Annotated in this window: 21 protein-coding genes; 3 read left to right on the plus strand and 18 right to left on the minus strand. The window is 71.9% G+C overall.

Translation table 11 applies throughout. From position 1 onward, the window contains the following. The 7 genes from KBX50_RS21910 to pyrR are packed head-to-tail and all read right to left on the minus strand — an operon-like array spanning position 1 to position 8,465. Positions 1 to 1,041, minus strand: coding sequence for a quinone-dependent dihydroorotate dehydrogenase (locus KBX50_RS21910; protein WP_210939331.1), 1,041 nt, complete (start codon positions 1,039 to 1,041; stop codon positions 1 to 3). Then, positions 1,038 to 1,190, minus strand: a complete 153-nt coding sequence (locus KBX50_RS21915; RefSeq protein ID WP_210939332.1) for a hypothetical protein — start codon at positions 1,188 to 1,190, stop codon at positions 1,038 to 1,040. The genes KBX50_RS21910 and KBX50_RS21915 overlap by 4 nt, the downstream gene beginning before the upstream one ends. Then, positions 1,187 to 4,531, minus strand: coding sequence for a carbamoyl-phosphate synthase large subunit (gene carB / locus KBX50_RS21920; RefSeq protein WP_210939333.1), 3,345 nt, complete (start codon positions 4,529 to 4,531; stop codon positions 1,187 to 1,189). Before carB ends, KBX50_RS21915 begins: the two co-directional genes overlap by 4 nt. After that, positions 4,524 to 5,687, minus strand: a complete 1,164-nt coding sequence (gene carA, locus KBX50_RS21925; protein ID WP_210939335.1) for a glutamine-hydrolyzing carbamoyl-phosphate synthase small subunit — start codon at positions 5,685 to 5,687, stop codon at positions 4,524 to 4,526. Before carA ends, carB begins: the two co-directional genes overlap by 8 nt. Further along, positions 5,684 to 6,961, minus strand: coding sequence for a dihydroorotase (locus tag KBX50_RS21930; RefSeq protein ID WP_210939336.1), 1,278 nt, complete (start codon positions 6,959 to 6,961; stop codon positions 5,684 to 5,686). The genes carA and KBX50_RS21930 overlap by 4 nt, the downstream gene beginning before the upstream one ends. Beyond that, positions 6,958 to 7,884 (minus strand): aspartate carbamoyltransferase catalytic subunit, encoded by a 927-nt coding sequence (locus KBX50_RS21935; protein ID WP_093404346.1) that lies wholly within the window; start codon positions 7,882 to 7,884, stop codon positions 6,958 to 6,960. The genes KBX50_RS21930 and KBX50_RS21935 overlap by 4 nt, the downstream gene beginning before the upstream one ends. Next, a complete protein-coding gene (gene pyrR, locus KBX50_RS21940) occupies positions 7,881 to 8,465 on the minus strand; it encodes a bifunctional pyr operon transcriptional regulator/uracil phosphoribosyltransferase PyrR (RefSeq protein WP_210939337.1) in 585 nt (194 codons plus the stop codon). Before pyrR ends, KBX50_RS21935 begins: the two co-directional genes overlap by 4 nt. A 315-nt stretch (positions 8,466 to 8,780) precedes the next feature. Between pyrR and KBX50_RS21945 the strand changes: the two genes are divergently transcribed. Continuing rightward, positions 8,781 to 9,269, plus strand: coding sequence for a transcriptional regulator (locus KBX50_RS21945; RefSeq protein WP_007458348.1), 489 nt, complete (start codon positions 8,781 to 8,783; stop codon positions 9,267 to 9,269). A gap of 96 nt (positions 9,270 to 9,365) precedes the next feature. Here KBX50_RS21945 and nusB read toward each other — a convergent pair whose 3' ends face one another. The 4 genes from nusB to aroB form a co-directional block, all read right to left on the minus strand. Then, on the minus strand, positions 9,366 to 9,776 hold the full coding sequence (nusB, locus tag KBX50_RS21950; protein ID WP_170863437.1) for a transcription antitermination factor NusB: 411 nt from the start codon (positions 9,774 to 9,776) through the stop codon (positions 9,366 to 9,368). A gap of 23 nt (positions 9,777 to 9,799) precedes the next feature. Next, positions 9,800 to 10,357, minus strand: coding sequence for an elongation factor P (gene efp / locus KBX50_RS21955; protein WP_093404355.1), 558 nt, complete (start codon positions 10,355 to 10,357; stop codon positions 9,800 to 9,802). A 424-nt stretch (positions 10,358 to 10,781) separates the two neighbouring features. Continuing rightward, positions 10,782 to 11,222 carry a type II 3-dehydroquinate dehydratase gene (gene aroQ / locus KBX50_RS21960; protein WP_210939361.1) on the minus strand — a complete coding sequence of 147 codons (441 nt, stop codon included), beginning with the start codon at positions 11,220 to 11,222 and terminating at the stop codon, positions 10,782 to 10,784. Between the two features lie 2 nt (positions 11,223 to 11,224). Continuing rightward, positions 11,225 to 12,301 (minus strand): 3-dehydroquinate synthase, encoded by a 1,077-nt coding sequence (aroB, locus tag KBX50_RS21965; RefSeq protein ID WP_210939338.1) that lies wholly within the window; start codon positions 12,299 to 12,301, stop codon positions 11,225 to 11,227. Positions 12,302 to 12,433: 132 nt separating this feature from the next. On the opposite strand from aroB, the gene KBX50_RS21970 reads away from it, so the two are divergent. Together KBX50_RS21970 and KBX50_RS21975 are read left to right on the plus strand one after the other, a co-directional pair. Next, on the plus strand, positions 12,434 to 12,982 hold the full coding sequence (locus tag KBX50_RS21970) for a DUF2243 domain-containing protein (RefSeq protein ID WP_210939339.1): 549 nt from the start codon (positions 12,434 to 12,436) through the stop codon (positions 12,980 to 12,982). Beyond that, complete coding sequence (locus KBX50_RS21975) at positions 12,979 to 13,797, plus strand: cytochrome c oxidase assembly protein (RefSeq protein WP_247674177.1); 819 nt, start codon at positions 12,979 to 12,981, stop codon at positions 13,795 to 13,797. Before KBX50_RS21970 ends, KBX50_RS21975 begins: the two co-directional genes overlap by 4 nt. Before the next feature lie 47 nt (positions 13,798 to 13,844). Here KBX50_RS21975 and KBX50_RS21980 read toward each other — a convergent pair whose 3' ends face one another. From KBX50_RS21980 to KBX50_RS22010, 7 genes are all read right to left on the minus strand, one after another. After that, positions 13,845 to 14,360: a shikimate kinase gene (locus tag KBX50_RS21980; protein WP_210939340.1), complete on the minus strand. Its 516-nt coding sequence runs from the start codon at positions 14,358 to 14,360 to the stop codon at positions 13,845 to 13,847. Further along, entirely contained in the window at positions 14,357 to 15,535 is a 1,179-nt protein-coding gene (gene aroC, locus KBX50_RS21985; protein WP_210939341.1) for a chorismate synthase, read from the minus strand. Before aroC ends, KBX50_RS21980 begins: the two co-directional genes overlap by 4 nt. 105 nt (positions 15,536 to 15,640) lie before the next feature. After that, a complete protein-coding gene (locus tag KBX50_RS21990) occupies positions 15,641 to 16,609 on the minus strand; it encodes a glycosyltransferase family 2 protein (protein WP_247674206.1) in 969 nt (322 codons plus the stop codon). Further along, the gene (locus KBX50_RS21995; protein ID WP_307871035.1) at positions 16,558 to 17,172 is read right to left on the minus strand and encodes a glycosyltransferase; all 615 of its coding nucleotides are present in this window, start codon (positions 17,170 to 17,172) and stop codon (positions 16,558 to 16,560) included. Before KBX50_RS21995 ends, KBX50_RS21990 begins: the two co-directional genes overlap by 52 nt. 77 nt (positions 17,173 to 17,249) lie before the next feature. After that, positions 17,250 to 17,717, minus strand: a complete 468-nt coding sequence (locus tag KBX50_RS22000) for a UDP-N-acetylglucosamine--LPS N-acetylglucosamine transferase (protein WP_210939364.1) — start codon at positions 17,715 to 17,717, stop codon at positions 17,250 to 17,252. A 47-nt stretch (positions 17,718 to 17,764) separates the two neighbouring features. Beyond that, positions 17,765 to 19,015, minus strand: coding sequence for a hypothetical protein (locus KBX50_RS22005; RefSeq protein WP_210939344.1), 1,251 nt, complete (start codon positions 19,013 to 19,015; stop codon positions 17,765 to 17,767). Beyond that, a complete protein-coding gene (locus KBX50_RS22010) occupies positions 19,012 to 19,914 on the minus strand; it encodes a sulfotransferase domain-containing protein (RefSeq protein WP_210939365.1) in 903 nt (300 codons plus the stop codon). Before KBX50_RS22010 ends, KBX50_RS22005 begins: the two co-directional genes overlap by 4 nt. Positions 19,915 to 19,982 lie beyond the last annotated feature (68 nt).

Below are 19,982 nucleotides of genomic sequence, written 5' to 3' on the forward strand. Positions count from 1 at the left end.
TCAGGCTCCGGTCGTGGCCGGGCGCACGGCGCCCGCAGCCGCGCGGGCGACGGCCCGGGGCAGCGCCGGGCCACGGTAGATGAACCCGGTGTAGAGCTGCACCAGGCTGGCACCGGCGTCGAACATCCGGGCCGCGTCGTCGGGATCCACGATGCCGCCCACCCCGATGACCGGCAGGCGCCCGCCCGTCTCGGCGTGCACGAAGGCGACCACCTGCCGCGCCCGGTCGGCCAGGGGACGGCCGGACAGCCCACCGGCCTCGCCGGAGCGTCCCCGGTCGGTCGGGGCCAACCCGTCCCGTCCGAGGGTCGTGTTCGTGGCGATCACTCCGGCGGCACCGCGAGCCAGGCACACCTCCAGCAACTCGGCGATGGCCGGCTCGGTGAGGTCGGGAGCGATCTTCACCAGCACCGGCTTCTCCCCCGCCAGTGCCCCTAACAGCGCGTCCAGGTGTTCCCGGTCCTGCAAGGCGCGCAGCCCGGGAGTGTTCGGTGAGGAGACGTTGACCGCGAAGTAGTCGCCGTGCTCGCGCAACGCGCGGTACGACTCGCGGTAGTCCTCCACCGCGTCCTCCAGCGCCGTCACCTTCGACTTGCCCAGCGAGATTCCCAGCGGTACGTCGAGCGGTCGCGGCAGCGCCGCCAGCCGGTCCGCCAGCGCCTGCGCCCCGGCGTTGTTGAAGCCCATTCTGTTGATCACGGCCTCGCTGTCGACCAGCCGGAACAGCCGGGGCCGCGGATTGCCTGGTTGGGGACGCGCCGTCACCGTGCCGACTTCGACGAAACCGAAGCCCAGTGCCGGCCACGCCGGCAGCGCCACCCCGTCCTTGTCCATCCCGGCGGCCAGGCCGACCGGGTTGGGGAATGACACCCCGAACACCGTGCGCGGCGCCGACACGGCGTACCGGGCCCGCAACGCCGCCAGCGCCACCGGCGTCCGGGACAACGCAGCCAACCGCCGCAGGGTGAACTCGTGCGCAGCCTCCGCGTCCCCACCCCCGACCCGGAACAACCCTCGTCGAACGGTCCGTTCGAAGATCACGCCACCCCTCCCCCACCGCACGGCACGGACCCGAAGCCCCGCACCACCTTGTTGATCATGAGGTTGGCGGCGATGTCGATCTTCTCTACTGCCGCCAACCTCATGATCAACGCGAGCCTGGCGGGTGGGGTGGGGTGGCGGGGGGTCACTGGGCGGACCGGAGGGAGGCGTGGAGGGCTTGGAGGGGGCGTACCTGCATGTCGCCGCGGATCCTCGCCTCGATGCCCATGACCGCGGCGGCGGCGCCGGGGACGGTGGTGACGCAGGGGATGTCGGCGGTGACCGCGGCGCTGCGGATCTCGTAACCGTCCGAGCGGGCGCTGGCACCGGAACCCTGCGGTGTGTTGATCACAAGGGCGACGTGGCCACCGAGGATCAACGACACCGCGTCGTCCTCGGAACCGGCCTCGTAGTGCTTCGGGACCTGCTCGCAGGCGATGCCGTGCCGGCGCAGCACCTCGGCGGTACCGCTGGTCGCGACGATGTCGAAGCCGAGATCGGCCAGCCGCTTGATCGGGAAGATCATGCCGCGCTTGTCGCGGTTGGCCACCGAGACGAAGATCCTGCCCTCGGTCGGCAGCGACCCGTACGCCGCCGACTGCGACTTGGCGAAGGCGTGCCCGAAGGCGGTGTCGATCCCCATCACCTCGCCTGTCGACTTCATCTCCGGACCGAGCAGCGAGTCCACCCCCTTGCCCGCCGGGGTACGGAACCGCTTGAACGGCAGCACCGCCTCCTTCACCGCGATCGGGGCGTCCGGCGGCAGCGAGCCACCGTCCCCGGTCCTCGGCAACATGCCCTCGGCGCGCAACTCGGCCAGGGTCGCGCCGAGCGCGATCCGGGCCGCCGCCTTCGCCAGCGGCACCGCCGTGGCCTTCGAGACGAACGGCACGGTACGCGAGGCGCGCGGGTTGGCCTCCAGCACGTACAGCGCGTCGTCCTTGAGCGCGTACTGCACGTTGAGCAGTCCGCGTACGCCGATGCCCCGCGCGATGGCCTCGGTGAACCGACGGACCTGGGCCACGTGCGAACTGGCCAGGGTGATCGGCGGCAGGGCGCAGGAGGAGTCGCCGGAGTGGATACCCGCCTCCTCGATGTGCTCCATGATCCCGCCGAGGTAGACCTCGCCGTCGGCGTCACAGAGCGCGTCCACGTCGATCTCGATGGCGTCGTCGAGGAACCGGTCGACCAGCACCGGATGGTTCGGCGAGATCTCCGTGGCCCGGCCGATGTAGTCGCGCAGCGTGGCGTCGTCGTAGACGATTTCCATGCCCCGCCCGCCGAGCACGTACGACGGCCGGACCAGCACCGGGTAGCCGATCTCGTCGGCGATCTCCTTCGCCTCCTCGTACGAGGTGGCGGTGCCGTGGTCCGGCGCGCGCAGGCCGGCCCGGGCCAGCAGCGACCCGAAGGCGCCGCGTTCCTCGGCCAGGTGGATCGACTCCGGTGAGGTACCCACCACCGGCACCCCGGCGTCCTTGAGCCGTTGGGCCAGTCCGAGCGGGGTCTGCCCACCCAACTGCACGATCACGCCGACCACGCCCGGCCCGCCGACGGCCCGGCCGGAGGAGTCCTCCGCGTGCCAGACCTCCAGCACGTCCTCGAAAGTCAGCGGCTCGAAGTAGAGCCGGTCGGCGGTGTCGTAGTCGGTGGAGACGGTCTCCGGATTGCAGTTGACCATGACGGTCTCGTAGGACCCCTTCAGGGCCATGACCGCGTGCACACAGGAGTAGTCGAACTCGATGCCCTGCCCGATCCGGTTCGGTCCGGAACCCAGGATCAGCACCTTGGGCCGCGCCGAGCCGGCCACCTCCGTCTCCTCGTCGTAAGAGGAGTAGTGGTACGGGGTGGTGGCCTCGAACTCGGCGGCGCAGGTGTCCACCGTCTTGTAGACCGGCCGGAGGCCGAGGCGGTGCCGCAGCGTACGGACCCCGTCCTCGGCGGCCAGTTCGGGACGCAGCGCGGCCAGCTGCCGGTCGGACAGGCCGGCCCGCTTCGCCCGACGCAGCAGTTCCGCGTCCAGCACCGGCGCTGCCACGATCTCCGCACGCAACTCGACCAGGGCGGCGATCTGGTCCAGGAACCACGGGTCGATGCCGCCGGAGGCGGCGCTGACCTCGGCGATCGAGGCACCGAGCCGCAACGCCCGCTCCACCGTGTAGAGCCGCCCGTCGTGCGGCATGCCCAGCGCGGCGAGAGAGTTCTCCCGGGTCGCCCCGACCGGGTCGGGCACGGTCCAGAAGCCGGCGGCCTTGGTCTCCATCGAGCGCATCGCCTTGTTCAGCGCCTCGGGGAAGTTGCGCCCGAGGCTCATCGCCTCGCCGACCGACTTCATGGTGGTGGTCAGCTCCGGGTCCGCGCCGGGGAACTTCTCGAACGCGAACCGGGGGATCTTCACCACCACGTAGTCAAGCGTCGGCTCGAACGCGGCCGGCGTCTTGCGGGTGATGTCGTTGGGGATCTCGTCGAGGGTGTAGCCGATGGCCAGCTTCGCGGCGATCTTCGCGATCGGGAAGCCGGTCGCCTTCGACGCCAGCGCCGACGAGCGGGACACCCGCGGGTTCATCTCGATCACGACGATGCGACCGTCGGCCGGGTTCACCGCGAACTGGATGTTGCAGCCACCGGTGTCCACGCCGACCTCGCGCAGCACCGCGATGCCCAGATCCCGCAGGTGCTGGTACTCCCGATCGGTCAAGGTCATGGCCGGTGCCACGGTCACGCTGTCACCGGTGTGCACACCCATCGGGTCGAGGTTCTCGATCGAGCAGACCACCACCACGTTGTCGTGCCGGTCCCGCATGAGTTCGAGTTCGTACTCCTTCCAGCCGAGCACGCTCTCCTCGATGAGCACCTCGTGCACCGGGCTGGCAGCCAGCCCGGCACCCGCGATGCGTTCCAGGTCGGCATCAGTGTGTGCCATGCCCGAACCGAGACCACCCATGGTGAACGACGGCCGGATCACCACCGGCAGGCCCAGCTCGGCCACCGTCTCGCGGACCTCGTCCATCGAGTGGCAGACCCGCGAACGCGGCACCAGGCTCGCCGGATCCTCGACGCCGAGGCGTACGCCGGCCTTCGCCACGATCTCCTTGAACAGCTGCCGGTCCTCGCCGCGCCGGATCGCGTCGATGTTCGCGCCGATCAGCTCGACGCCGTACTTCTCCAGCACCCCGGCCTCGTGCAACGCCACGGCGGTGTTCAGGGCGGTCTGCCCACCCAGGGTGGGCAGCACCGCGTCCGGACGCTCCTTGGCGATGACCAGCTCGACGAACTCCGGGGTGATCGGCTCGACGTAGGTGGCGTCGGCGAACTCCGGGTCGGTCATGATGGTGGCCGGGTTGGAGTTGACCAGGCTGACCCGGATCCCCTCGGCGCGCAGCACCCGGCACGCCTGAGTACCCGAGTAGTCGAACTCGCAGGCCTGTCCGATGACGATCGGTCCCGACCCGATAACCAGGATGTGCTTGAGATCGGTCCGCTTAGGCATTGGTACGCCCCCCACTGAGAGCCCGGCCGTCGATCAGCTCGGCGAAGCGGTCGAAGAGATAGTCCGCGTCGTGCGGGCCGGCCGCCGCCTCCGGGTGGTACTGAACGGTGAAGGCGGGCACGTCGCGCGCCCGCAGCCCCTCGACCACGTTGTCGTTGAGGCAGACGTGCGACACCTGGACGCCGCCGAACTCGGTCTCGATCACCTGGTCCGGCACCACCACGCCCGGCCGTGCCCCGGGCACCTGCACCGCGAAGCCGTGGTTGTGGCTGGTCACCTCGACCTTGCCGGTGACCCGGTCGAGCACCGGCTGGTTGATGCCCCGGTGGCCGTAGCCGAGCTTGTAGGTGCCGAAGCCGAGCGCCCGGCCGAGGATCTGGCTGCCGAAGCAGATGCCGAACAGCGGCACCTCGCGGCGCAGCACCTCGCGGGCCAGCGCGACCGGCGCGTCGGCGGTCGCCGGGTCACCGGGGCCCGGTGAGAAGAAAACCGCGTCGGCACCGGTGGCCAGCAGATCCTCGATGGTCGAGTGGGCCGGCAGCACGTGGGTGGTCACGCCCCGCGCGGCGAGCCGGCGCGGCACGTTGCGCTTGATGCCCAGGTCCAGCGCGGCCACCGTGAACCGGTGCTCACCCTCGGCGTCGACCACGTACGGCGTCGCGGTGGTCACCTCGGCGGAGAGGTCCGCGCCGAGCATCTGCGGCGACTGGCGGACCCGTTCGAGCAGCGCCCGGGGGTCGTCCTCGACGCTGGAGACGCCAACCCTCATCGCGCCACGTTCGCGCAGGTGACGGGTCAGGGCCCGGGTGTCCACGCCGCTGATGCCGACCACGCCCTCGGTGGCCAGCCGGTCCTCCAGCCCGCCGGTGGCCCGCCAGTTGGAGCTGACCCGGGCCGGGTCACGCACCACGTAACCGGCCACCCAGATCCGGCGTGACTCGTCGTCGGAGGTGTTGACGCCGGTGTTACCGATGTGCGGAGCGGTCTGCACCACCACCTGACGGTGGTACGACGGGTCGGTCAGCGTCTCCTGGTAACCGGTCATCCCGGTGTTGAAGACCGCCTCCCCGAAGGTCTCCCCGACGCTGCCGTACGCCTCGCCGTGGAACGTGCGCCCGTCCTCCAGGACGAGAATCGCTGGACGCCTACGACTCACTTGACTGCCTTTCCGTCCAGGACCGTCGCCTCGCCACGCAGGAAGGTCGCCACGATGCGACCCGGCAGCGTCATCCGGGCGTACGGGGTGTTGCGACTACGGCTGGCCAGTTCCGCCGGCTCGATCACCCGACGGGCCGCCGGGTCGACCAGGGTGAGGGTGGCCGGCGTGCCGGGGGCCGGGGCGTGGCCGTGTTCGGTGAGCCCGGCGATCCGGGCCGGTGTACGGGACATCCGCTCGGCGATCAGGTCCCACTGCGGACCCAGCACGTCGAGCGCGATGGACAGCGCCGTCTCCAGCCCGAGCATGCCCGGCCGGGCGTACGCCCACTCGCACTCCTTGTCCTCCACCGCGTGCGGGGCGTGGTCCGTGGCGATGATGTCGATCACCCCGTCGACCAGCGCGGCCCGCAGCGCGGCGATGTCGGTGGCGGTACGCAGCGGCGGGTTGACCTTGAACACGGGGTCGTAGCTCTCGGCACGTGTGTCGGTGAGCAGCAGGTGATGCGGGGTCACCTCGGCGGTGACGCGTACCCCCCGGGCCTTGGCGTGGCGCAGCACCTCGACGCTGCCGGCGGTGGAGACGTGGCAGATGTGCAGCCGGCTGCCGACGTGCTCGGCCAGCAGCACGTCCCGCGCGATGATCGCCTCCTCGGCGACCGCCGGCCAACCGGTCAGGCCCAGCCGGGTGGAGACCTCGCCCTCGTGCATCTGTGCGCCCTCGGTGAGCCGGGGCTCCTCGGCGTGCTGGGCGATGATGCCGTCGAACGCCTTCACGTACTCCAGCGCACGGCGCATCAGCCGGGGGTCGGCGACACAGTGCCCGTCGTCGGAGAAGATCCGCACCCGGGCCGCCGACTCGGCCATCGCGCCGAGTTCGGCCAGCCGCTCGCCGGCCAGGCCGACGGTGACCGCGCCGATCGGCTGCACGTCGACCAGCCCGGCCTCGCGGCCGAGCCGCCACACCTGCTCGACCACTCCCGCGGTGTCGGCCACCGGCGAGGTGTTCGCCATCGCGCAGACCGCGGTGTAGCCGCCGAGCGCCGCTGCCCGGGAACCGGTCTCGACCGTCTCGGCGTCCTCCCGGCCGGGCTCGCGCAGGTGGGTGTGCAGGTCGACCAGGCCGGGCAGGGCGACCAGCCCGTCGGCGCCGATCACCGTGGCGTCCGGCGCGGACAGCCCCGCGCCGGTCTCGGCGACGACGCCGTCGCGGATCAGCAGGTCGGTCGGTGCGGCGCCGAGGACGCTGACGTTCCTGATCAGGTACGAGTTCACCGGTTGTTCCCCCCGAGCAGCAGGTAGAGGACGGCCATCCGGACGGAGACACCGTTGGCGACCTGTTCGACGATGGTGGAGCGGGGCGAGTCCGCGACCTCCGGCGTGATCTCCATGCCCCGGTTCATCGGGCCGGGATGCATGACGATGGCGTGCTCCGGCAGTCGGCCCATCCGCGGCCCGTCCAGGCCGTAGCGGCGGGCGTACTCGCGGGCGGACGGGAAGTACGAGTCGTTCATCCGCTCCCGCTGCACCCGCAGCATCATCACCACGTCCGACGAGGGCAGCACCGCGTCGAGGTCGTAGCAGACGTCGGTGCCCGGCGCGAGAGCGGCGGCGATGTCGACCGGGATGAGCGTGGGTGGCCCGACCAGGGTCACCTTGGCGCCGAGGGTGGACAGCAGCAGCACGTTGGAGCGGGCCACCCGGGAGTGCAGCACATCCCCGACCACCGCCACCGAGAGGCCGGCGAGGCGACCCAGCCGGGACCGCATCGTGTACGCGTCGAGCAGCGCCTGGGTGGGGTGCTCGTGGGTGCCGTCGCCGGCGTTGACCACCGAACCGTCGACCCAGTCGGCGAGGCGGTGCGGGGCCCCCGAGGCGGGGTGCCGGACCACCACCGCGTCGGCCCCCATCGCCTGCAGGGTCAGCGCGGTGTCCTTCAGGCTCTCGCCCTTGGCGACGCTGGAACCCTTCGCCGAGAAGTTGATCACGTCGGCGCTGAGCCGTTTGGCCGCCGCCTCGAACGAGATCCGGGTGCGGGTCGAGTCCTCGTAGAAGAGGTTCACCACGGTCCTACCCCGCAGCGCGGGCAGCTTCTTGACCTCGCGACCGGCCACCGCGGCCATCTCGGCGGCGGTGTCCAGGATCTGGGTGGCGGTGTCGGCGTCAAGGTCGGCGCCGGAGAGCAGGTGCCTGATCATCGGGCCTCCTCGCCGTAGAGCCGGACCTCGTCCGTGCCGTCGGTCTCGACCAGCGTCACCTTGACACTCTCGGCCAGGGCGGTAGGGATGTTCTTGCCGACGTAGTCGGCGCGGATCGGTAGCTGCCGGTGCCCCCGGTCGACCAGGACGGCGAGTTGCACCGAAGCGGGCCGCCCAAGGTCACCGAGCGCGTCGAGGGCCGCCCGGACGGTCCGGCCGGAGAAGAGGACATCATCGACGAGGACCACCCGCTTGCCGTCGATACCACCGGCCGGCAGCTGGGTGGGGCCGACCGCCCGGGTGGCGTTCCGACGCAGGTCGTCGCGGTAGAGAGTGATGTCGAGCACGCCGACCGGCACGGAAATGCCCTCGAAGGCGCTGATCCGGGCAGCGAGCCGGCGGGCGAGGGGGGCACCCCGGGTGGGGATACCGAGCAGCACGGTGTCAGCCGCGCCCTGGGTCTTCTCGAGGATCTGGTGAGCGATGCGGTCGACCACGCGTTGCAGGTCGGCGCTGGTCAAAATCACCTTCACCGAGGGTTGTCGCGGCGGCGACGACGGGGCAGCCGATGGGTAGGCCACGGCGGACCTCCTTCCCCGCCTCACGGGACGGGTCGTTAAAGGACGTCGGATCCTGCCGGCCGGCCGGGAGTGGCCGGCGCAGGGGCTTCGGCAACGTTACCAGTGGTCGTCGCCGCCTCGACGCGCGGGCACCAGCTACGACGGCGTCACCCGTCGCCGTTGGCTGACTGGCCAGTCAGCCAGGCGAAACGGGACAACTTACCCGGGGTACACAACGGGAAGATCGCGACCACTTGACCACGTGTACGAATCCCCGTACCGTCACGCTCCGTAGCGAATCGCTGGGAGAACCCGAGCAGCACTGGGAGTGTCCGAATGCCCTCTGAATACGCCAAGTCTCTGGGCGCCCGCCTGCGCTCCATCCGCCAGCAGCAGGGCCTGTCCCTGCAGGGGGTGGAGGAGAAGTCGAACGGGCGTTGGAAGGCGGTCGTGGTCGGCTCGTACGAGCGCGGCGACCGGGCCGTCACGGTGTCCCGTCTGGCCGAGTTGGCCGAGTTCTACCGCGTGCCGGTCTCGGAGTTGCTGCCCGACGGCAGCGGGGTACGACACGAACCCACCAGCAAGATCGTTCTGGACCTGGAGCGCCTCTACGACGAGGCCAGCGAGGATCTCGCCTACGTGGCCCGCTACGCGCGCGCCATCCAGCAGCAGCGCGGTGACTACAACGGCCGGGTGCTGTCGATCCGCGCCGACGACCTGCGCGCCCTCGCGATCGTCTACGACGCCTCGCCGTCCGGCCTGATCGAGCGGCTGACCGAGCACGGCGTACTGGTCGCCGACCCCCGGGCGTTCTTCGCCTCCTGAGATTCGACCACGCAAAAGGGCCCGTGCCGTCCGGCACGGGCCCTTTTGTCGTTTCCGTCGCTGGTGCGCGACGCCCATCGGCGGCGTCCGCCCACCTCAACGGGTGGCGTACTCGGCGATCCGGCCGAGCAGACCGTTGAGGAAGCGGGGCGAGTCGTCGGTCGACATCTGCCGGGCCAGCTCGACCGCCTCGCTGATCGCCACCGCGTCATCGATCTCGTCGAGATACAACAGTTCGTAGACTGCGATCCGGGCCAGGTTGCGGTCGACCACCGGCATCCGGTCCAGCGTCCAGCCCTCGGCGTAGCTGGAGATCAGCTCGTCGATCCGGTCCAGGTGCCCGGCCACCCCCTCGACCAGGCCGACCGCGTAGCCGAGGTGGTCGGGGCGCGGCTTCTCGATCCGCTCGACATAGCCGGCCAGCACCTCGACCGGCGGACGATCACGCAGGTCGGCCTCGAAGAGCACGTCCAACGCCCGCTTGCGCGCCTTGCGACGCGCCGGCATCTGCTGCTTCGGACCCTCGGACATCAGGCGCGGCCGAGGTAACGGCCGTCGCGAGTGTCGACCTTGATCTTCTCGCCGGTGGTGACGAAGAGCGGCACCTGCACGGTCGCACCCGTCTCCACCGTCGCCGGCTTGTTGCCGCCGGTGGACCGGTCGCCCTGCAGGCCCGGCTCCGTGTAGGTGACCTCCAGCACGACCGAGGTCGGCAGCTCGACGTAGAGCGGCACGCCCTCGTGGGTGGCCACGATCGCCTCGGCTTCGGGCAGCAGGTAGTTGGCTGCCTCGCCGACCGTCCCGCCCATCACCGTGATCTGGTCGAACGTCTCCATGTCCATGAAGACGTAGTCCTCGCCGTCGGCGTAGAGGTACTGCATCGTGCGCTTGTCGACGGTCGCGGTCTCAACCTTGGTGCCCGCGTTGAAGGTCTTGTCGACCACCTTGCCGGAGAGCACGTTCTTCAGCGTGGTACGCACAAACGCACCACCCTTACCGGGCTTGACGTGCTGGAACTCGACGACGGACCAGAGCTCTCCGTCGAGGTTGAGTACCAGGCCGTTCTTCAGGTCGTTGGTGGTGGCCATTTCCTGCCTTGATCATCATTTGGCGGACAGACCTGGCAAGTCTACTAGCCGTCTCGCGACCCGCCGACCGCCGTCGGCCGCCCGCCAAGGTCCACCGCCGGTCGGGCGGCCCAGCGCGACTCGGCGTGCCAGCAGGCGGCACCCTGAACCCGCCCATCCGGCACTGTCAGTGACACTCCGCCCCGCCCCCGACGTACCTACCCGCTCCCTTTGCTCTGCTTCAATCCACGCAACAGTCACATTCGGTGGCGATAACACCGCGCGCCGCTGCCAACATGGTCGCGAAAAATGCTGGTCGGCCGCTAGTGCGTGGGTTGAAGCAGAGCAAAGGATGGGAAGGGTGGTGGGGCGGGGGCGGTGGCTGCTCACTGAGGGTAGATGTCACCAGACGTAGTTGCCGCGTGAATGAAGAGCAGCCGAGCCGTCAGGCGCCCTGGTCGCGGCGGTTGGCCAGGTGGTGCAGGGCGAGGCGGTAGCCGTCGACACCGAGCCCGCAGATCACGCCGGTCGCCACCGCCGAGACGACGGAGTGGTGCCGGAACTCCTCCCGGGCGTGGATGTTGGAGATGTGCACCTCCACCAGCGGCCCACGCAGCATCGCGCAGGCGTCCCGCACCGCGATCGAGTAATGCGACCAGGCCGCCGGGTTGAGCACCACGGCGGCGCCCTCGTCGGCGGCGGTGTGCAGCCAGCCGAGCAACTCATGCTCGGCGTCGGTCTGCCGCACGACGACGTCGAGGCCCAGGTCCCGCCCGGTGGTCTCGCAGAGTTTCACCAGGTCGGCGTAGCTGGTCACCCCGTAGACGTCGACCTGGCGGGTGCCCAGCCGGCCCAGGTTCGGCCCGTTGAGCACGTACACCCGCATGGTCATCGGGACACCGCGGCGTAGGCGGTGTGCAGCAGGTCGTCGTCCGGACCGTCGAGGATTGCCGGTCGGGCCAGCCCGTCGAGCACCACGAAGCGCAGCCGGCTGCCCCGGGCCTTCTTGTCGACCCGCATGGTGGCCAGCAGGCGGGGCCACGCGTCGGCGGCGTACCCCGTCGGCAGATCGAGCGCCGTCAGCACCGCCCGGTGCCGCGACGCGGTGGCCGCGTCCAACCGGCCGGCGAGGCGGGCCAGCTCGGCGGCGTACAGCAGGCCGACCGACACCGCGTGACCGTGCCGCCAGCGGTAACCCTCGACCTTCTCGATCGCGTGGGCCAGTGTGTGCCCGTAGTTGAGCACCTCCCGTACGCCCGACTCACGCAGGTCTCCCGCGACCACGTCGGCCTTGACCCGGATGGCCCGCTCGATCAGCTCCCGGGTGACCGGCCCGGCCGGATCGGTCGCGGCGGCCGGGTCGTCCTCGATCAGGTCGAGGATGACCGGATCGGCGATGAACCCGCACTTGACCACCTCGGCCAAACCGGCGGCCAGGTCGGCCGGCGGGAGGCTGTCCAGCGTGGCCAGGTCGGCCAGCACGCCGACCGGCGGGTGGAAGGCACCCACGAGGTTCTTGCCGGCGGCGGTGTTGATCCCGGTCTTGCCACCCACCGCCGCGTCGACCATGCCGAGCAACGAGGTGGCCACCGGCACCCACCGCACCCCGCGCAGCCAGCACGCCGCCACGAACCCGGCCAGGTCGGTGACCGCGCCGCCACCGATGCCGACCACCGCGTCGGTACGGGTGAAGCCCGCCTCGCCGAGCCGCTCCCAGCACTGCGCCGCCACATCGACGTGCTTGCTGGCCTCGGCGTCGGGCACCTCGATCGGCAGGGGGGTCACGCCGGCCGCCGCCAGGCCGACACCGACCGCGTCGGCCAACTCCTTCAGGGGCGGCGCATACAGCACCGCGGCCTGAGTGGCATCGGGCAGCAGGCCAGGCAGCGCGTCGAGCAGGTCGCGGCCGACCAGCACGTCGTACGGCCGTTCGCCACCGACCGGGATCCGGGTCACCTCGTCCATCGCCGGGAGCCTAGCCCACCCACCGCCGATCCGACCCGCGCCGCCACCGGCTGCCCGAGGGTTGGAACAACGTTTAGCGGAACGCGTAACGGGCACGGGGCAGCCGGGAGCCACCTGTGAGAGGGAGTCCACATGAACGGGCGGACGATCGACGGTGCCGACATCCGGCTGCCCGCCACCATCCTCGGCTTCGGGCTCGGCGGTTTCGTCGACGGCATCCTGCTGCACCAGGTCTTCCAGTGGCACCACATGCTCAGCAGCACCGGCAGCGACAACATCGGCGTACGCGAGTACCCGGTGGACACCGTCGCCGGGCTGGAGATGAACACCGTCTGGGACGGCCTGTTCCACGTGGTGGCCTGGGTGGCCGTACTGACCGGACTCGCGCTGCTGTACTCGCGGGTGACCCGCTCCCGGGGCCGGTTGTGGCGCTCGCCCATGCTGTGGGGCTGGGCGTTGATCGGCTGGGGTCTGTTCAACCTGATCGAAGGCATCATCGACCACCACATCCTGGGCATCCACCACGTCCGTGCCGGCGAGCACCAACTCTGGTGGGACCTCGGCTTCCTCGCGCTGGGCGTGGTACTGATCGTCGTCGGCTGGCTCGTGCAACGCCGCGCCACCGCCGTGGACGCCGGTGCCGCCCAGCGGCGGACACCGACCCGAGGCCGACGGAGTTGAGCCCACCGCTGGTGGTGAGCCCGGCGCTGGCCGCGGCGCACGGCACCGAACACGCCACCACCGTCGGTCCGGCATTGCTCGTACCGCTGCTGGCCGGCTGGCTCTACCTGGCCGCCGCACTGCGGCAACGCGCCCCCGACCGGGCCGGTTGGAGCCACTGGCGTACGGCCGCCTTCGCCGTCGGATGCGCCCTGCTCGCCAGCGCCCTGCTGATGCCGGCGGACGACTTCGCCGCACACATGTGGCGGCATCTCCTGCTCGGCATGCTGGCGCCGCTGGGGCTGGTGCTCGGCGCTCCCGGCATCCTGGCCCTGCGCTGCCTCGACCGGCGGACCGGGCGTGCGGCACTGCGGATGGTGAGCCAGCCGGCGCTGCGACCGTTGACCCACCCGGTTGCCGGGCTGCTGCTCACCGCCGGCGGGCTGTGGCTGCTCTACCTCACTCCGCTGTACCGGGCCACCCTCGCCAACGCGGCGCTGCACGACCTGGTGAACCTGCACTTTCTGCTCAGCGGGCTGCTGTTCACCTGGTCGATCGCCGGCCCGGAACCCTACCCGCACCGGGCCCGGGTGTCGGTCCGGCTGGTGGTGCTCGGCGCGGCCGTGGTCGCCCACGCCAGCCTCGCCCAACTGATGTACGCGGGCCTGCTGGTCGACGTGCCGGCAACACTGGCGGAACTGCGGGCCGGCGCGACGGTGATGTACTACGGCGGCGACCTCGCCGAGATCCTGCTCGCCCTCGCCCTGCTGACCACCTGGCGTCCCCGACCGCGACGCCGCCGGACGGTCGGCACCGCCGTCATCGCCGGGTCCTGACCCCGGGTGAGTCCTACGCCACCGGCCGACGCCGCCAGAACCGGGCGCTACGGCTTCAGCAGGGCGACGATCTCGGCGACGATCTCCTCGGGGGTACGGCCGTCGGTGACCACGGTGGCGGTGGCGACCTCGGCGTACAACGGCCGGCGCTGGTCCATCAGATGCTTGAGAGTGGCCCGGGGGTTGATCGCCAGCAGCGGCCGGCCGGCGCCGAGGCCGACCCGTTTGACCGCGTCGGGCAACTCGACGGAGAGGTGCACCACCCGGTGACCGACAAGTGCGGCCCGGTTCTCCTCGGCCAGCACCGCGCCGCCGCCGAGGGCGAGCACCCCGGAGCAGGAGGCCAGCGCCGCGGCCAGCGCCGCCCGTTCGAGGGTACGGAAGTGCGCCTCCCCCTCGTCGACGAAGATCTCCGGGATCGGCTTGCCCGCCAGGCGCTCGATGTCGGTGTCGGTGTCGCGGAACTCGACGCCGAGCGCTTCCGCCAGGCCCTGCCCGACAGTGGTCTTGCCCGAGCCGGGCGCGCCGACCAGCACGCAGACCGGCCGGGTCGGACCGGTCACCGGATCACCAACGCGTCGAGGTAACCGGCCAGGTTACGGCGCATCTCGGCGACCGAGTCACCGCCGAACTTCTCCACCGCCGCCTCCGCCAGCACCAGCGCCACCATCGCCTCGGCGACCACGGCGGCGGCCGGCACCGCGCAGACGTCGGAGCGCTGGTTGATGGCGGTGGCCGGCTCACCGGTGGTGACGTCCACCGTGGCCAGCGCCCGGTTCAACGAGGAGATCGGCTTCATCGCCGCCTTCACCCGCAGCGGCTCACCTGTGGTGATGCCGCCCTCCAGGCCGCCGGCCCGGTCGGTGACCCGCCGCACGCCGGTGGCGGTGGGCATGATCTCGTCGTGCGCCTCGGAACCCCGGGACCGGGCCTGCTGCCAGCCGTCGCCGATCTCCACACCCTTGATCGCCTGAATCGACATCAACGCGGTGGCCAGCCGGGCGTCGAGCTTGCGGTCCCACTGCACGTGGCTGCCCAGACCCGGCGGTACGCCGTACGCCAGCACCTCGACCACGCCGCCGAGGGTGTCGGCGGCCTTCTTCGCGGCGTCGACCTCGGCGACCATCCGGGCACTGGCCTCCGGGTCGAGGCAGCGCAGCGGGTCGGCGTCGATCCGCTCGGCGTCCTCCGGGCGGGGCCGCAGCCCCGGCTTGACGGCGACCGGGCCCAGCTCCACCACGTGCGAGACGATCTCGATGCCGAGCGCCTGCCGCACCAACGCCTTGGCCACCGTGCCGACGGCGACCCGGGCGGCGGTCTCCCGCGCGCTGGCCCGCTCCAGGATCGGCCGGGCGTCGGTGTGGCCGTACTTCTGCATGCCGGCCAGGTCGGCGTGGCCGGGGCGGGGCCGGGTCAGCGGCGCGTTGCGGGCCTGCCGGGCCAACTCGTCGGGGTCGACCGGGTCGGCGGCCATCACGGTGCGCCACTTGGGCCACTCGGAGTTGCCGACCCGGATGGCGACCGGGCTGCCCAGGGTCACCCCGTGCCGCAGGCCGCCGACGATCTCGATCTCGTCCTGCTCGAACGACATCCGGGCGCCCCGGCCGTAGCCGAGCCGGCGGCGGGCCAGCTCTCCGGCGATCTCGGTGGAGGTCACCTCGACACCGGCCGGCACCCCCTCCAGCAACGCGACGAGAGCGGGTCCGTGCGATTCCCCTGCGGTCAACCAGCGCAACACAGCCCTGAGTCTGTCACGCCCGGTGTCCGCCGCCCCGCGCCGCCCGCCGCGTCCCGCCCTACGGACGCGCCGGCCGCGACCCGGGGCGGGCGGCGGAGCGGGCGGTCAGATGCCTCGACCGCGTCGGTGCAGGGTGCGCAGCACCGTGTCGGCGCGGACCACCCGCCCGGCCACCGCCAGGGCCAGATAGGCACGGGGTTCGCGCGGGTTGCGCCGGATGGTCCGCCGGGCCCAGCGCACCGCGCCCCGGGAGTCTCCCGACGCGGCGCGGGCGAAGGCGATCTGCCCGGTGACCCGGGCCTGCCCCGCCGGTTGGCTGGCGAACTCGGGGTAGCGGTCCAGCAGCCACTGCAACGCCTCGGAGATGGTGTCCCACCGCTGGGCGAAGTACGACCGTTTGTGCCAGCGCACCACCACGTACGGGGTGCGCAGGTTGACCAGCGGGGCGCTGCGGGCGGCCCGGAGCAGGAACTCGTAGTCCTCGGCGTAGCTGCCCGGGATCTCCTCGTCGACGAGCCCGAACCCGTCCCGCAACGCCGCCGCCCGGATGACGAAGGTCGACGGGTGCAGCTCGGTCATCCGGTCACGCAGCAGGTCGGCCAGGCTGATCGAGTCGCGGTCCAGCACCCGCTCAACGGTGTGCCCGTCGTAGCTGACCCGGATGCCGCAGCTGACGAACTCGGCGCCGGGCACCTCGGCCAGCGCCTCGGCCTGGGCGCGCAGCTTGCCGGGCAACCACTCGTCGTCGTCGTCGCAGAAGGCGACCAGCTCACCGTTGGCCGCCAGGGTGCCGGTGTTGCGGGCGCCGGCCAGGCCCGGCGTGCGGGCGTTGGTGATCACCCGCACCGTCCGGTCCGGCGCGGACAGCTCCGCCAGCGTCGGGTCCGGTTCGGACTGGTCGTAGACGACGACCACCTCGACCGGCCCCGGGTAGTCCTGGCCGACGATGGCCCGTACCGCGGCCCGCAGCAGCTCCGGCCGGTCGCGGGTGGGCACCACGGCGCTCACACTGGGGTACGCGGTCACTGCTTCCGCCTTCCGTTCGGGCCGGGTCCACCCCACGGCCGCCACCAGGGTCGATGGTGCCGCTGCGCGGCGGCCACCAGGTCCTCCACGATCACTCCCACCCGTCGCACCGCCGCACGCCGACCGTCGGCCGCCCCGGCGTCCACCTCGACGGTGAACCGCGAGCGGTCGGCGAGCCCGGTGGCCAGCGTGGCGAGCAACTCCTGCCGGGACTCGCAGAGCGCCACCAGGCCGGCCGCGCCGAGCCGGCGGGCGAACAACAGCTGGTGGTCGTCGACATGCTCGCCCCGGTTCGGATCGCGGGGCACCACGATCGGCAGGTGCCCGTGCCGGCGGGCCTCCAGGATGGTGGCTGGTCCACCGTGGCAGACCACCAGGTCGGCCCGGGCCATCGCCGCCTGCAACTCGGCGTGGCCGAGGAATGGCACCGCGTCGCGCAGGTCATCCGCCCGGGTATGGCCGTGTTGGACGGTCAACACCACCGCGCCGCCGATCGTGCGGTGCCACTCGGTCAGCCAGCCGACCAACCGGTCGAACGGATGCTTGTCGGTGCCGACCGCCACCAGCAGCCGCGGCCGGCCGTCGGTGCGCGGCTCGCGCGGCTCCGGCACACGTACCGTCGGCTCCTCGGGGGCCGGGCGAGGCCGCACCGGCGCGGCCCGGTGCCCGTCGCCGGGCGCGTCGCCGCTCACAGCAGCGTCCCCACGACGGTGGCCTCCGGGTACTGGCGGCGCTGCTCCTCCCACTGCACGAGCATCGCCGACAGGAACGGGCGACACAGCCGGGCGGTAAGCGTCGGTGTGTCGATCCGGTCGTAGACCTCGATGTAGACGGTCGGGATGCGGCGCAGCCGGGCCAGCACGACGAACGGCACCGCCACACCCGCGCCGGTGGTGACCACCGCGGCGACCCGTCGCCGCCGCAGCACCCGGCCGGCCAGCCACGCGTTGCGCAGCAGGTTGCCCAGGTGGCGGGTGGTGGGATGGTACGCCGGAACGACGTCCTCCCCGGCCAGCAGCGACAGCGCCTCGGGCGTGTCGAAGGTGACCCAGCAGCGCCGCCAGGTCTCGTACCAGGGCCGCAGGGCGAGCAGCTGTGCCAGGTGCCCTCCGCTCGACCCGACCAGCAGCAGCACCGGCTGCTGGTCGGCTCCCATGTTGGTGTTGTCCACGTGACTCCCCACAAGTCCGCTTGACGTGTCGGTCAGCTGTGTCGGTTATGGATGGTGTCCAGCAGGGCGGGATGCAGCGCCGGGTTCCAGCCGGCACCGGCGTCGGCCAGCCGCCAGGTCCGCAGCCACATCTCCACCAGGTAGGCGTCGGCGACCAGCCGCCGCCGGGCCCGGTCGAGCCCCAGCGCGTCGCCGTGCCGGTCCAGCCAGGTGTCGACCTGCCGGGCCGCCTCGGCGGCCGGTTCACCGCGCGCCACCAGCGAACGCTGGAACGCGTCGTGGGCCAGGTCGAAGCCGACGGGTACCTCCGGCCCGCTGTGCTCCCAGTCCCAGGCGATGAGTTCCCCCTCGTGCCGGCCGAGGTTCCACGGCACCCAGTCGCCGTGCCAGTGGCCGAACTCGACGGCGATGTCACCGTGCCGGCGGGCCAGGTCGGCGACGGCGGCCGACGCACGGTCGCCGACGGTGTCGGCGGCGCGCCGCGCCTGCCCGGTCAGCCGGGCCAGGAACGGTGAGCCGGCCAGCGGCCGGGCCGGCGCCGGTGGGCCGCCGCGCCGGGCCACCGCGAGCAGCGCCGCCAGGTCTGGCGGCGTGTCGACGGACAGCCCACGGATCCGCGCCGGCAGTGGCTCGACCACCGCCACCGCCTGCCCGCCCCAGGCGAACTCGGTGAGCAGGCGGGTGGTGCCGGGATGTCCGGCCGTCCCGGCCAGCCCGGCGACCTCCCGTAGCGCCGCGGCCTCGGCGGTGACAAGCGCCCGCGTGGCCTCGTTCCAGCCGATCTTCGCGTACCCGCGCGGTTCGCCCCGGCCGTCGAACAGTTGCAGCGTCGGCTTGTGGTTCGGGTCCGGCGGACGTACCCCGCAGGCGGCGTGCACCGGTGTGCCGAGTTCGGCACCGACCCGCGCGGCCAGCAGCACCTCCGCCGGGTCGAGCCCGACCGGTAGCGCCACGGTCAGCACCGGAAAGGGCGCCCGGTCCACCGCGCCGGCCCGCGCCGCCAGGCCGAGCACCGCCCGCGCCGCCCGCAGCTTCGCCGGGCGCAGGGCGTTGTACGACAGCAGCGCCGCCGCCGCGACCCGGGGGGAGCCCAACGGCAGCAGGAAGCGGGCCCGAGCCACCGACGGCACCACCGCGTACCGGGCCACGACGGTGTGCCCGGCCGGCGGCTCTGCGTCCACGGTCACCGCGACCCGGGCGTCGGAGAAGACCGCCCGGGTGACCCAGCCCAACCCGTCGTCCCGGCTGCGGGGGTCGCCCGTGGTGGTGGCCGAGGCGGTCACGCGACCCGGTCCGGCCAGTCGAGCCGCAGTCCCAGCCGCTGCCGCAACGCCTCGTTGTGCGGGCGGTAGTACGCGGTCAGCTCAGCGCGCAGCGCCGGCTCCAGGGGTGCGGACCGCCGGTCGTTGTAGACCTTGAAGTTCGGCAGGTCGAACGGGGGGAGGCCGAGGAAGTCCAGGGTGCGCCGGTAGGTCGTCCGGGCGTCGCGGTACAACTCCTCGCTGGGCAGGAAGAGGATCTGGCTACGGTCGAAGCGCTCCAGCCACGGTTGCAGATGCTCCAGGTACCGGCCCCGCGCCCGGTAGGTGTACCAGTCGTAGGGCTCGCTGAAATAGTTCGGTTCGGCGATCAGCCGGTCCCGCTCCCCTGCCGTGCGCTCCGCCTCGGCGGCCAGTGCGGCGGCGAAGTCGAGCGGCTCCACGCCGTTGGTCCGCCGCTCCTTCCAGTGTGAGTAGGCCCGTTCCACCGGGTCGCGCAGCAGCACGATCAGCCGCACCGAGGGCATCAGCGCGGACACCCGCTCGGCGGCCAGCGGGTGGAACATGTAGAGCGGGGCGGCCTCACCGACGCGAACCGGACCGCCGTGGCGGTGCTCCAGCGTCTCCCGCTGCCGCAGGGTCGGGAAATGCGAGCGGTACCACGCCTCGCCGCGGTGCCAGTGCTCCTCGAAGTAGTGCGAGGACTTCGTGTTCCAGGCGGGAAAGAGCCGGGGCACCAGCGGATGCTGGATCAGGTAGTTCCACAGCGAGGTGGTGCCGCCGCGCTTGGTGCCGATGATGAGGAAGTCCGGCAACGGCCGGCGGTCGCTGGTGCGTACCCCGTAGTCGACGAGGCTTTCCCGTACCCGGTTCGTCACCTGGATCGGCACCAACTGCTTCACCCGGTCGCGAATGGACGACACGACGAACTCACCTGCCCTTCGATGTCCGTGGCGGGTCGCCGGCCGGCGACCCGCCCCCGATCTGCACC

The sequence above is a fragment of the Micromonospora sp. C51 genome (assembly GCF_018070435.1).
GTDB classification, from domain to species: Bacteria; Actinomycetota; Actinomycetes; order Mycobacteriales; family Micromonosporaceae; genus Micromonospora; species Micromonospora sediminimaris.